18 protein-coding genes are annotated in these 11,151 nt (G+C 42.1%); 9 read left to right on the top strand and 9 right to left on the bottom strand.

Features of this window, described 5'->3' with window-relative positions; translation table 11 throughout:
* The first annotated feature begins 96 nt into the window (after nucleotides 1-96).
* Nucleotides 97-948, top strand: coding sequence for a DUF4351 domain-containing protein (locus F6J94_RS22195; RefSeq protein ID WP_293044212.1), 852 nt, complete (start codon nucleotides 97-99; stop codon nucleotides 946-948).
* Between the two features lie 37 nt (nucleotides 949-985).
* On the top strand, nucleotides 986-1,228 hold the full coding sequence (locus tag F6J94_RS22190) for a DUF4351 domain-containing protein (RefSeq protein ID WP_293021698.1): 243 nt from the start codon (nucleotides 986-988) through the stop codon (nucleotides 1,226-1,228).
* A gap of 36 nt (nucleotides 1,229-1,264) precedes the next feature.
* Here the strand turns inward: F6J94_RS22190 and F6J94_RS22185 are convergent, their stop codons facing one another.
* Nucleotides 1,265-1,396 (bottom strand): hypothetical protein, encoded by a 132-nt coding sequence (locus F6J94_RS22185; protein WP_293044210.1) that lies wholly within the window; start codon nucleotides 1,394-1,396, stop codon nucleotides 1,265-1,267.
* 35 nt (nucleotides 1,397-1,431) lie between these two features.
* On the opposite strand from F6J94_RS22185, the gene F6J94_RS22180 reads away from it, so the two are divergent.
* Nucleotides 1,432-1,638 (top strand): hypothetical protein, encoded by a 207-nt coding sequence (locus F6J94_RS22180; RefSeq protein ID WP_293044208.1) that lies wholly within the window; start codon nucleotides 1,432-1,434, stop codon nucleotides 1,636-1,638.
* Between the two features lie 55 nt (nucleotides 1,639-1,693).
* Here F6J94_RS22180 and grxD read toward each other — a convergent pair whose 3' ends face one another.
* From grxD to F6J94_RS22165, 3 genes are all read right to left on the bottom strand, one after another.
* Entirely contained in the window at nucleotides 1,694-2,017 is a 324-nt protein-coding gene (gene grxD, locus F6J94_RS22175; protein ID WP_293044206.1) for a Grx4 family monothiol glutaredoxin, read from the bottom strand.
* A gap of 108 nt (nucleotides 2,018-2,125) precedes the next feature.
* Nucleotides 2,126-2,380, bottom strand: a complete 255-nt coding sequence (locus F6J94_RS22170; protein WP_293021693.1) for a BolA family protein — start codon at nucleotides 2,378-2,380, stop codon at nucleotides 2,126-2,128.
* 92 nt (nucleotides 2,381-2,472) lie between these two features.
* Nucleotides 2,473-3,084, bottom strand: coding sequence for a hypothetical protein (locus tag F6J94_RS22165; protein ID WP_293021691.1), 612 nt, complete (start codon nucleotides 3,082-3,084; stop codon nucleotides 2,473-2,475).
* Nucleotides 3,085-3,380: 296 nt separating this feature from the next.
* Here F6J94_RS22165 and F6J94_RS22160 point away from each other — a divergent pair, with 296 nt between their 5' ends.
* The 3 genes from F6J94_RS22160 (at nucleotide 3,381) to F6J94_RS22150 (ending at nucleotide 6,227) form a co-directional block, all read left to right on the top strand.
* Nucleotides 3,381-3,572, top strand: a complete 192-nt coding sequence (locus F6J94_RS22160) for a hypothetical protein (protein ID WP_293044204.1) — start codon at nucleotides 3,381-3,383, stop codon at nucleotides 3,570-3,572.
* Between the two features lie 357 nt (nucleotides 3,573-3,929).
* The gene (locus F6J94_RS22155; protein WP_293044201.1) at nucleotides 3,930-5,015 is read left to right on the top strand and encodes a pentapeptide repeat-containing protein; all 1,086 of its coding nucleotides are present in this window, start codon (nucleotides 3,930-3,932) and stop codon (nucleotides 5,013-5,015) included.
* Nucleotides 5,016-5,264: 249 nt separating this feature from the next.
* A complete protein-coding gene (locus F6J94_RS22150; protein WP_293044199.1) occupies nucleotides 5,265-6,227 on the top strand; it encodes a hypothetical protein in 963 nt (320 codons plus the stop codon).
* 82 nt (nucleotides 6,228-6,309) lie between these two features.
* Here F6J94_RS22150 and F6J94_RS22145 read toward each other — a convergent pair whose 3' ends face one another.
* The gene (locus F6J94_RS22145) at nucleotides 6,310-6,528 is read right to left on the bottom strand and encodes a helix-turn-helix transcriptional regulator (protein ID WP_293044197.1); all 219 of its coding nucleotides are present in this window, start codon (nucleotides 6,526-6,528) and stop codon (nucleotides 6,310-6,312) included.
* Nucleotides 6,529-6,795: 267 nt separating this feature from the next.
* Here F6J94_RS22145 and F6J94_RS22140 point away from each other — a divergent pair, with 267 nt between their 5' ends.
* Nucleotides 6,796-7,032, top strand: a complete 237-nt coding sequence (locus tag F6J94_RS22140) for a hypothetical protein (protein ID WP_293044195.1) — start codon at nucleotides 6,796-6,798, stop codon at nucleotides 7,030-7,032.
* Between the two features lie 261 nt (nucleotides 7,033-7,293).
* Complete coding sequence (locus F6J94_RS22135) at nucleotides 7,294-8,097, top strand: class I SAM-dependent methyltransferase (RefSeq protein ID WP_293044193.1); 804 nt, start codon at nucleotides 7,294-7,296, stop codon at nucleotides 8,095-8,097.
* A 53-nt stretch (nucleotides 8,098-8,150) separates the two neighbouring features.
* On the opposite strand, the gene F6J94_RS22130 is transcribed toward F6J94_RS22135, so the two are convergent.
* Nucleotides 8,151-8,330, bottom strand: coding sequence for a hypothetical protein (locus tag F6J94_RS22130; RefSeq protein WP_293044191.1), 180 nt, complete (start codon nucleotides 8,328-8,330; stop codon nucleotides 8,151-8,153).
* 344 nt (nucleotides 8,331-8,674) lie between these two features.
* Here F6J94_RS22130 and F6J94_RS22125 point away from each other — a divergent pair, with 344 nt between their 5' ends.
* On the top strand, nucleotides 8,675-9,070 hold the full coding sequence (locus F6J94_RS22125) for a hypothetical protein (RefSeq protein ID WP_293044189.1): 396 nt from the start codon (nucleotides 8,675-8,677) through the stop codon (nucleotides 9,068-9,070).
* A gap of 16 nt (nucleotides 9,071-9,086) precedes the next feature.
* Here F6J94_RS22125 and F6J94_RS22120 read toward each other — a convergent pair whose 3' ends face one another.
* The 3 genes from F6J94_RS22120 to F6J94_RS22110 all read right to left on the bottom strand — a co-directional run.
* The gene (locus tag F6J94_RS22120; RefSeq protein ID WP_293044187.1) at nucleotides 9,087-9,224 is read right to left on the bottom strand and encodes a hypothetical protein; all 138 of its coding nucleotides are present in this window, start codon (nucleotides 9,222-9,224) and stop codon (nucleotides 9,087-9,089) included.
* Nucleotides 9,225-9,669: 445 nt separating this feature from the next.
* Nucleotides 9,670-10,578 carry a serine/threonine-protein kinase gene (locus F6J94_RS22115; protein ID WP_293044185.1) on the bottom strand — a complete coding sequence of 303 codons (909 nt, stop codon included), beginning with the start codon at nucleotides 10,576-10,578 and terminating at the stop codon, nucleotides 9,670-9,672.
* A gap of 118 nt (nucleotides 10,579-10,696) precedes the next feature.
* A partial coding sequence (locus tag F6J94_RS22110; RefSeq protein WP_293044183.1) for a hypothetical protein occupies nucleotides 10,697-11,151 on the bottom strand: 455 nt, incomplete at its 5' end.

Here is an 11,151-nt window from a genome sequence, read left to right as displayed (position 1 = left end):
ATAACTTGCATCAATAAACAAGATCCAGGTGCTATAAATTTTCTGGTTCAGATTTAATACAGTGTCTGAGATAGTGTTAATTTTGAACAATTTGCCTTGGCTTACGACAATATCTGCAAATACCTAGCAGAAGAATATCCATCGGAGTTTTTTCACTGGCTATTGGGTGAACAACCTAGAGATATTCAGGTACTTAAAACTGAATTAAGTGCTGAACCCATTCAAGCTGATGCTCTGAGTGTACTCCAAAGTACAAACCAAATTCTGCACCTAGAATTTCAAACCCTGCCCCAATCCGAGCCACCATTACCATTTCGGATGTTGGACTACTGGGTCAGACTACAACGGAAATATCGATGTCCGATTGAGCAGGTGGTAATTTTCCTAAAGTCTACGACCTCACAGATGGTATTCAATAACGAGTTTAGGGATACTAATACCTGGCACCGTTATCGAATAATTCGTCTGTGGGAACAAGACCCATTACCGTTGTTAGCCAATCAGGCTTTGTTACCCTTGGCGACTTTAGCTAGGAGTAATAGCCCTAATCGATTGTTAGAGCAAGTGGTTGCGGAAGTAGATAGAATTGAAGAAAAACCATTACGGGGAAACCTAGCGGCCTGTGTAGATGTACTGGCTGGTTTGCGGTTTGACAAAAATTTAGTCTGTCGATTGTTGAGGGAGGAAGTTATGGAAGAATCAGTTACCTATCAAGATATTATCCAAAAGGGAGTCCAGAAGGGACTCCAGCAGGGACTCCAGCGCGGCAAGCAGGAGGGAGTCCTATTAGTTGTGATGCGTTTGCTAACCCTGAGGTTAGGTTTACTTGACCCTGTGCTCCAACAGAAGATTGAAGGATTATCGATTACTCGATTGGAGCAATTGAGTGAAGCCTTGTTGGATTTTGAGACAGCAACGGATTTAGCGGTTTGGTTGGATCACTGCTGAGATTTAACTGTCAGTGTTCACCTTGTCAGAGGAAGTTATGGAAGAATCAGTTACCTATCAAGATATTATCCAAAAGGGAGTCCAAAAGGGACTCCAGCGCGGTAAGCAGGAGGGAGCCCTATTAGTTGTGATCCGTCAGCTAACCCTGAGGTTAGGTTTACTTGACCCTGTGCTCCAACAGCGGATTGAGGGATTATCGATTACTCGATTGGAGGAATTGAGTGAAGCGTTGTTGGATTTTGAGACAGCAACGGATTTAGCGGTTTGGTTGGATCACTAGGGAATAGGGAATAGGAAAAAATTCGGCGTTGCTGAATCAAGCAATGAATAGGAGTAGAGTGGGCATCCTGCCCGCTCGAAAATAAGTATGAAACTGGCAAGATGCCAGTTCCACAATAAGCATGAAACTGGCAAGATGCCAGTTCCACAATAAGCATGAAACTGGCAAGATGCCAGTTCCACAATAAGCATGAAACTGGCAAGATGCCAGTTCCACGCAAGATGCCCATTCCACCAACATGTCCATTCCAGAAAACTCTTAAAATCATTCCATTATTAAGCAACGCCCTAAAAAAAGCGATGCAGCGCGGTCTTGGGGAGCCAGTGCCGCCAAAGGGGGTTCCCCCCATGAGCGACTGCCGTGGTTTACCCCACTCGCTATTGCATCAAGAAAGCGATCGCATTTCCTAATCCGATCGCTTTTTGCGGTTCTTCAGTTGTGTCAATAGTTTGGTGCAGTCAAGGATTAGGATGCCAGGGCGACTTCCACGGTCTGCTGCAATTCACCATTTTGATACATCTCAATCATCACATCAGACCCACCGATAAACTCTCCGTTAATGTACACTTGAGGAATCGTTGGCCACTTGGAATATTCTTTGATTCCCTGACGGATGTCGAAATCTTGTAGTACGTCTACAGTTTCGTAGGGAACTCCTAAGTGATTCAGAATTTGGACAACATTATTGGAAAAGCCACACTGGGGCATTAGTTTGCTGCCCTTCATGAATACCAAAATTTTGTGGTCTTGTGTTAATTTATCTATTCTCTCTTTCAGTTCTGGTGTCATCGTTTTCTTAAACTCCTGGGATATCTAGATAGTTATTTTGATAGTCGATATTATATTAGTCTAGCGATCGCAAAATCCTAGACTCTTCTAATTATGACTTACGCCAGTTTACTGCTTGCCAGCCCACGCTTCAGGGGTATAGGTTTTTAGGGCTAGGGCGTGAATGGCCTCTGTTGCCAACTCTTGGCTTAGGGCACCATAAACCAGCTGATGTTGTTTCACCAGGGATTTACCTTCAAACTCGGAGGAGACAACAATGGCTTGCAGATGGTTACCACCCCCTAAATCTTCTACCTTTACCTGAGCATCCGGTATCGATGCTTTAATCTTTTCTTCAACTTGCTGTGTACTAATCGGATCCATTTTTTTTGTTCTAGTTTCTAGTCGAATTTCTAAAATATACTAAAATTAAACGTAAGCATATGCGCGTAGCGCTTAAGCTGATAGCTTACAATTTAACTCCCTTTATTAGAACCAGCGGATGAGGTGGGCTGGCTATTGCCATTTCTAGGAAAGGGAGAATCGACGAATCCTAGCTCAAACAGCTGTTGGTAGGATTTTTTTCCCAATTCCCTGGTTGGATTTTGAGACCGAATAATTTGAATTAACAAGGGGACAGCTAATTCTGGCTGGTCATTGGCTCGATGGACTAGGGCTAGCCGATAGGTAGCTTCATCTCGCTTTTCAGCAGTTTCCAGGGCTTTTTGCCGTTGAGACTCGTAGACTCGGTTGTCAATGCCAGAAAAACTGGAAGCCAGCTGTTGGTAAAAGTTAGACAACTGGTTGAATATCTGACGTGCTTCTTGGAGTTTTTTGGCAGCTACGCTATAGTTCCCTGAATCAATAGCGTTAGTCGCCTCTTGCATCATCCGCTCTCCCCCCGGCATACTCAATAGGCTGTCTTCTTGAGTCAACGGTCCGGTATTGTTGGGGTCAGTGATGTCTGATTCTACTTGGATATCAGCACCTTGTGCCTGGGCTGGTGGCAGTACTACCAAAGCTGCCATGACGGGAAGAGCAACGAAACAGGCGAGCCTGACCGAATTAAGAGTGCCAGAATAAACCATACTATAGCTTTGGGAATTGGTTACCTAAAATAATAGAGTAAATCCAAACTATTGGTATAGTACCATTACCAAACTGGATCAAGGGCTTCTTGGAAAGGTAAAGCAGGTACCAGAGTTGTTGGATTTAAGGTTCAGACTGAAACTAGTCCTAAAATGTTCCGTAGGGTATGTCAGTGTGCTGATAGCTGATAGCTGTTCGCGCAGCGTGTGCGTAGCGCATAGGCTGACTACTTACAGGTTAACTAGTTACCTTTAATCTGGTTGTTGGTATGGACTGTTGTGTTTTATATCCTAGCTTGGCGTCAGATTTATCCTATTCTATTCCGTTGATTAGTCAAGGGAGTAGGGAGTCGGAACCCACCCCTAACCCCTCCCAGGAGGGGAACGGGAGTTGGGAGTTGGGAAAGAGAGGGAAGTGTGGGAGATGGGGAGATGGGGAGATGGAGAGATGGGGAGATGGGGAGATGGGGAGATGCTTACAAGGGTAGGTTTTTTAAAAAGGAGGTACTTTTATTACGTATAAATTAATAAAAATATGTATCAAAATACACTATAATTTCCGGGATAATTCTTCCCATTTCCCGCTTTTCCCGACTCCCTACTCCCGATTCCCGATTCCCTACTCCCGATTCCCGATTCCCGATTCCCTACTCCCGATTCCCTACTCCCAGATCCGCTGTTCCCTGTTCCCTGTATATAGATATAGCTCGTTAGTTAGATTTTTTAATTTCTTCACATTATATTCACAAGATGGTGATTTAATAAGTTATACCAGTTGAGTCAGTATAATACAAGACATGAAGCTCAAGGTAAACCCGCCCAACAATCACCCTTTACGGTTGAAAATGGTTGTTTTTTTGATTTATAGTGGCTTAGTCTACTTAGGGATTGCTTCGTTATATTGGTTTGTGGTATTTCCCATAAATTTTATTGAGGGGTTTCTTGAAAAATCCCAACTCAATAAACTATTTTTTTGGGTAAATCAAGTAGAGCAAAAAGACAAAATTTTGTTTTTTATAGCTGTTGTAATAATGGCTATTGGACTAGTAATTTTGATTAAACTTTACTACTTAAACAAAGGTTTATATAACCTCTCAAAAACTGGTATAACTGTCAAGACTACTATCGGTACAGAAGACAAGCAAATAATTCAATGCTTGAATAATGCCCTGGAGTGGCTGAGTTCTGATCAGATTGCCCTACGGCTAGGTGGAATTTATGCCCTAGAACGAATTGCTAAGGTTTCTGCCCAAGACCACTGGAAAATTATGGAAATTTTATCGACATTTGTGCGATATCAGTCCCCTGGGAAGATTCATGTAGAGCAGCAAAAGCAAATAAATGACTCATCCAGTCCTCTTCCAATTACAGAAGACCAAAAACTCCCTATTGATATTCAAGGTGCCCTAACGGTTATTGCAAGGCGCGACAGCTCAAAAGAACTCGAAGATCAGAAAATTGATTTATGTAACGCCACACTGATTGGGGCAAACTTAACAGAAGCAAACCTGCAAGAGGCATACCTTAGTGGCTCCAAACTACAAGGAGCTTGTCTTAATCAGGCTAATCTAAAAGGAGCATATGTGATCGGAGCCAATCTAGAAGGGGCAGACTTTAATCAAGCTAACCTCCAAGGAGCATACTTGATAAAAGCTAACTTAACAGACGCTTGCTTATTTGATGCTAACCTAGAAGGGGCATTTCTCAGGAGAGCTAAGCTAGAAAAGGTAATCCTCTGGAACGCTAATTTACAGGGGGCATCTTTGATTCAAGCTAACTTGCAAGAGGCAAATTTAGAGGGAGCTAATCTCCAGGGTACAGATTTAAGAGAGGCTAACCTCCAAGGAGCTAAAAATCTGACCCAAAAGCAGATTGAATTGGCACAGATAGATAGCGAAACTATTTTACCAGACTACCTGATTAGGAATTAATATTAGTATAATAAATTGGCTGTATTTTTAGGAAACAGAAGACAGAAATTATATCGGGTGCATCTTATATTTATTTGTAAAAAGATCATCCCTCAAGAATTCCATTTAGATAATTTTTGAGGCCATATTCCCTACTCCCTACTCCCTACTCCCTACTCCCTACCAAGAATCGATGATAGCGGTCGGGTAGGGTACGCGATCGCATAAACTTATGGAATCTATAAAATTCCATAAAAGAGAGGGTGATCCGTGGCTACGGACTACATTTTGTTTATACATGGTGTCAATACTCGCCAAGATCGAGAAACACCCCAATACGCTGACAAGCTTTTCGATCTGATTCAAAGTAATGTTGAGTCATCCATTCAACTCAAAAAGATCCCTCTGTACTGGGGAAATGTGGTAATTGAGCAGGAGAAGGACCTGGTAACAGCATTACAGGCATCGAAGGTGTGGAATGAGTTCTGGTTCAGAGACTTTCGTGAAAAGCAAATCTTACAATTCGTTGGAGACGGAGCTCTCTACCTCAGCAGACATGTTGGTTCTCTGGCTATTGACCAGATGAGTAGACAAGCTTATCAGGGATTGGAGGGATACCAAGATCAGGACCGTTTGCACCTAGTTACTCACAGTTGGGGAACGATTATCCTATTTGATGTGTTGTTTGCTAGTCGATGGGATGACCCAAGTATACCTGGTCATGAGAGTATTCAGGAGATTCGCAAAAGCATTTTGGGAATCGAATCTGAGCAAGACAGTGCCATTCCTCTGGCTAGTGTTCATACCATGGGTTCACCGATTGCCCTATTTACTCTGCTCCATATTGTTGGCAAAACCAGAGATGGCAGTACCCATGATATTAGTTCCAAATTAAAGGAGTTACTGGCAATTCTGACTCAACAAGGAGTGGCGTTACCCTGGCAAAACTTTGTACATCCGGGGGATCCGATTGCTTGGCCCCTAGAAGGAGTGTTGCCAAAATTAGTAGATGAGTATGACAAAGTTATCAAACTTGAAGATGTACTTACCTACGGTTCTGGATTCTTAGAAAATGTCGCTAAACCGATACAATCGACATTTTTAGCATTAATCAATGGTGGCAGTGCTCACGGCAGCTACTGGACTAGTGAAAAGGTCGCTAAAAAAATTGCAGAGACCATTGACAATACAGCTAAAGGCTCCTATTTTTTGGACCCATCCATAACGCGCTGATGGCTAAGGCTCAGGGAAAATTACCGATTACCGATTACCGGTTACCGGTTACCAATTACCGATTACCGGTAAATTTCCCGTTTTAAGGATTTTCTTCATCCTGTTGATAGACTATCAAGTCCCCTGGTTGGCACTTGAGTGCTTTGCACAGAGAGTTGAGTATATCTTCGTCAATTCTAGGTAGACGGCGATGCCGTTTTAGCCTGGAAACGGAGTTAGGATGCTTTCCAATTATCTCAGCTAGGTCTTTATTGCTGATGTTGCGCTCAGCCATTACTACTGCCAATTTCCAGTGAATCACCACTTTAGTGTTTAACCTCTTACCATACTAAACGGTTGTTACGTTTGATTCTAACCTGTCGCAGCATCAATTGTTGAAAATAATACTTCTATAATTTTTTTTTAAACTCAAAGTGTTGACAAACTGGCAAAGATAGGATATACTATAAAAGTACGCAGTTACAGTGATTGGCAATTCCCTCGCCAGCACAAAGCGATCGCACATAGGTTCTACAGGCCGGGATGTGCGATCGCTGTTCCACCACCAAAGAAACAAGGTGATATATAAATGGTAAACCCACGTTCTATGCAAGAGCTCATCAAAGCTCCGATCTATGATGTCCCTCAGGGCAAAACCCCAGTCCGCCTCCTCGCCTGTGGTGTACCCAAAGGTGTTGAGAGTGTGATTAACCAATTGCACGTGCTTCGCTTTGCCGAAGTCATAGCGTGGACCCCGCCAATTCCTTCCCCTGTCGAGGGTGAGATCATCCGGATTTTGACTCGCCATGTTAATTTGAGGCGATAGGTTTAGGTAAGCATTCAGCTATCAGCTGTCAGCTATCAGCTATCAGCTATCAGCTGTCAGTGATTAGCGATCAGCGATTAGCTTATGGGTTAGGTCACAGGCTGGAAGCCTGTGCCACCCTGTCTTGATGCAGTCGTTAGGTCACAGGCTGGAAGCCTGTGCCACCATACTTGAGGTGCTTTTGAATAAAATAAGCTGACCCCTGAGCACTGACTGCTGACTGCTGAGTGCTGAATACTGACCACTGACCGCTTTCGCTATATGACTAATCACAATCAATGGAATGCTGATGATTATGCTAAGAATTCTTCAGCACAGCTCACATGGGCAAAAGAACTAATTAAAAAGCTATCACTAATCGGGAACGAAACACTCCTGGATATTGGTTGTGGAGATGGAAAGATTACTGCTGAATTTGCCAGTATTCTTAACAACGGTAGTGTTTTAGGAATTGATTCATCCAAGACTATGGTTGAGTTAGCTCAGAATAAATTTCCTCCAGTAGAGTATCCTAATTTAGACTTTAAACTTATGGATGCTACAGCGATTAACCTCAACCATAGCTTCGATGTTGTCTTTTCTAATGCTGTCTTACATTGGATCACTGACCATGGGTCAGTTTTAAAAGGAGTTCGTAATCACCTGAAACCTCACGGAAAATTACTGTTTCAGATGGGAGGTAAAGGTAATGCTAGGGAATTACTACTGATCATAGATGAAATTATCACTGCTCCAGACTGGAAAGAGTATTTTCTATACTTTACCTTTCCCTATTCATTTTATGGCATTGAAGAGTATCAAAGATGGTTACCAGAAAATGGGTTTAAAGCTCAACGTGTGCAGTTAATTCCTAAAGATATGCAGCATCAAGGCAAAGAAGGATTGAAAGGGTGGTTAAGAACAACCTGGTTTCCGTATACCAATAGACTTCCTCAGGAATTGAGAGAAACATTTTTGAACACTGTTGTGGATAGGTACATCGAGCGTTATCCAATAGATAGTCAAGGCTTGACTCAAGTCAAGATGGTTCGCTTGGAAGTTGAGGCTTATGCTATCGAGAGCTAAGCTATCAGCTATCAGCCGTCAGCTATCAGTTATCAGTTATTAGCTATCAGCGGTCAGCTATCAGCGATCAGCTTATGCCTTACATCACAGCGTCGAAGCCTGTGCCACTCTACTTGAGGTGCTTTTGAATAAAATAAGCTGACGGCTGTTCGCGTAGCGTGCGCGTAGCGCATAGGCTGACGGCTGACGGCTGACCACTGACCACTGACCACTGACCACTGACCACTGACCACTGACTACTGACTACTGACCACTGACCACTGACCGCTTACTGGTATTGAAAATTTTCTGCATAATCCTTGGTAGTTCGCCCGATAAGTCTATAGATACTTAGAAATCGGCGTTGCTGAATTAAGGAATGAATGCGCGATCATCTGGTTTTATTACAGCCCCCTAAATCCCCCGAGCGAGGGATTGCTCGCTCGGGGGACTTTGAGAGTTTTGTTCCCCCCAGCGAGGGATTGCTCGCTGGGGGGTTAGGGGGGCAAAACCATACCCATAATCAGCAACGCCTAGAAATCAGCTATTAGCACGCTGAATGCTTACCTTGTCAACTTTTATAATCGGGTGTTAATCGATGTCACAGAAAAACAATACCGTTACTGGTGATCAGCCGAAACAAATTATTTCTCAGACTTACCGATATCAGTCCGAATACTACCATAGCCGTCACCCATTAACCAATCGTCAAAGGTCAACCATTAACCGTCAAGGCTCAACCATTAACCGTTACCCAATCTCCGTAAACCGTGAAGAGCAAACCATTAACCGTCAACCATTTATAGGTGATCCTAATGTGTTTTGGTTTTCTGAAATGGGCAGTGAGTGGAGTGGGACGATTAGAGAGGCGTGCTGGGAAACCATTAAGGAACCCATTGAAGAACAAGAGGATTTATCTCGGGATGAGAAAGGTGCTTCTACAATTGTATCAGCTTTGGCTTTATTGGGGATTATTGCTCTGGCTCTTATTTAAATAAGACATAAAAATCCTAATTGTTACCGTTACGGGATTTTCTCATCTGCTCTAGAAGATCGGTAACTTGTTTGTATTCCTGAGCGATGATATCATCTTCCGGAAGATTTTCGATTTTGAAGTTATCCTCCAGTCTTTGCTTAATTTCTTCCAACTTTTCAATTCCCTTACGAACTCCTGGCTCTCCGCTTAGAGCTAATACGTCTTCAACATATCTACGGGTTAGTTCACTAAATAGCTCTTCAAATTCTTTGTTTCCTTGATAGTTGTTTTGATTTTGCTCAAATAGATTGATAGCTTTTTATAAGCTGTATAAATCTCTGTCTTTTATAAGTTTATAAATTGTCAATAAAACTTTCACTTGAGCTTCAATACTCAAACTCAATATCTGAGGGGGTGACATGAGCCCTGAAAAGCTTAGTAGATAAGGCTTTGATGCCAGTTCTCTTAGCAAAGATAAACTGGCCAATTGACCCTACGAATGATTTTATGGAAGCTCAAACCCTTATAACTACGTTCAAGGTCAGGCCAAAACAGCATGTATCTTTTTGTAACATATCGGCTGAACGTACTACCCAGTAAGGATTTTAGCTTGCATGTCACCCCCTCAGACTCAATATATATCCAACAATACGTCTAAACCTACCAGTTGGACTTATTATTGCTGGAGACTCTAGTAATTTTAGCCAATCTGAGATTGACTGAGGTCTTCGCTTTTGCTCTAATTCCATACCTTGGAGAATGGCTCTTCTCAATGTTTTGTTGGTGACGAAGTTTTCCACATCTTGTTTTTGAGGGTCTCTTTTATATCTTTTTAGTTCATATTCCCGGTCTCTGCTACTAACTGGTTGGCGTCCGGTTAACAAGAAATATAAGGTAGCGGATAAGGCATAGATATCAAGGGGTGGGCCTGCTCTAAACCGGCGTAGTTGTTGCTCGGGTGGAGCATAATCTTCGGACCATTGTTTTGTTAGCTCTATTGTCCGGTCAGGAACAAATTCCCGGGAGATCCCAAAATCAATGAGTATTGCTTCTTCGGTTCCATGTCTTACCATAATATTACTAGGCTTGACATCTCTATGAATCAACTTAACCTTATGCATTGCTGCCAATGCATCGCCAACTTGCTGAATATATTTGATGGCTTGTTCCTCTGGAATTCCATTCCCTGGTTGAGTGAGTCTGTGTAGGTTCTCTCCTTCGATATAGTCCATCACGATGCAAGGACGATATATTGTTGGTTCATAGAAGTACTCTATGAATTTAACAATATGGTTATGGTTAACTAGTTTTAGTCGCTGCGCTTCATCTTTAAATTTTTGTTCTCTTTCGCTTCGTTGATTATTGGGTAGTTCTTCTCTTCCAATTTTTATTGCAACAATCTCTTCCTGACCATCGGGTAAGTGACGAGTAGCTTGGTAAGTCGTTCCAAAGCCTCCCTTTCCTAATTCACGTTGGATGGTATAGTCTCCGTCTTTAAGAGAATCTCCTGGTTCTAAGCTTATCATTGGGTTATTTTAATTGAATTAATTGCTTTAGCGAATCTTCTAACTTAGTGGATGATTAGCGGACTATAACTTTACGATAGTACGTTATTGGATATAATTTATACATTTGTAGTTCAAGCTAATTGTTACTCTTAAGAGAAGTTCTCATCCTCTTTATAAGAGCGGTAACATCTTTGTATTCCTGAGCAATTTTATCATCTTCCGGCAGACTTTCGATGTCGAAGTGATCATCCAGCCTTTGCTGAATTTCCTCCAGCTTTTCAATCCCCTTACGAACTCCTGGTTCTCCGCTTAGAGCTAATACGTCTTGAGAATATCTACGGGTTAGTTCACTAAATAGTTCTTCAAATTCTTTTTGTCCTTGATAGTTGTTTTTATTTTGCTCAAATAGCTTGAGGACTTCTTTGAAGTTGTCTACATCTTCGTTTTGTTTAAGTTTATAAATTGCGGATAAACCTTTGTCTTCAAGTTTCGTCCATTCATCAGTGCTACTTGGATTAGATGGATTAGATGGATTAGATGGATTAGATGGATTAGATGGATTAGATGGATTAGATGGATTAGATGGATTAG

Origin of the sequence: Moorena sp. SIO1F2 (assembly GCF_010672755.1) — a bacterium.
In the GTDB taxonomy this organism is placed as follows: Bacteria; Cyanobacteriota; Cyanobacteriia; order Cyanobacteriales; family Coleofasciculaceae; genus Moorena.
Note: the sequence above shows the minus strand (reverse complement) of the source record. Positions and strands in the feature narration are given on the sequence as shown.

Coding starts and splice junctions, on each gene's coding strand:
- F6J94_RS22190 (WP_293021698.1), top strand. CDS start 986: ATGGAAGAATCAGTTACCTATCAAGATATTATCCAAAAGGGAGTCCAA.
- F6J94_RS22180 (WP_293044208.1), top strand. CDS start 1,432: ATGCCAGTTCCACGCAAGATGCCCATTCCACCAACATGTCCATTCCAG.
- grxD (WP_293044206.1), bottom strand. CDS start 2,017: ATGACACCAGAACTGAAAGAGAGAATAGATAAATTAACACAAGACCAC.
- F6J94_RS22170 (WP_293021693.1), bottom strand. CDS start 2,380: ATGGATCCGATTAGTACACAGCAAGTTGAAGAAAAGATTAAAGCATCG.
- F6J94_RS22165 (WP_293021691.1), bottom strand. CDS start 3,084: ATGGTTTATTCTGGCACTCTTAATTCGGTCAGGCTCGCCTGTTTCGTT.
- F6J94_RS22155 (WP_293044201.1), top strand. CDS start 3,930: ATGGTTGTTTTTTTGATTTATAGTGGCTTAGTCTACTTAGGGATTGCT.
- F6J94_RS22140 (WP_293044195.1), top strand. CDS start 6,796: ATGGTAAACCCACGTTCTATGCAAGAGCTCATCAAAGCTCCGATCTAT.
- F6J94_RS22135 (WP_293044193.1), top strand. CDS start 7,294: ATGACTAATCACAATCAATGGAATGCTGATGATTATGCTAAGAATTCT.
- F6J94_RS22125 (WP_293044189.1), top strand. CDS start 8,675: ATGTCACAGAAAAACAATACCGTTACTGGTGATCAGCCGAAACAAATT.
- F6J94_RS22115 (WP_293044185.1), bottom strand. CDS start 10,578: ATGATAAGCTTAGAACCAGGAGATTCTCTTAAAGACGGAGACTATACC.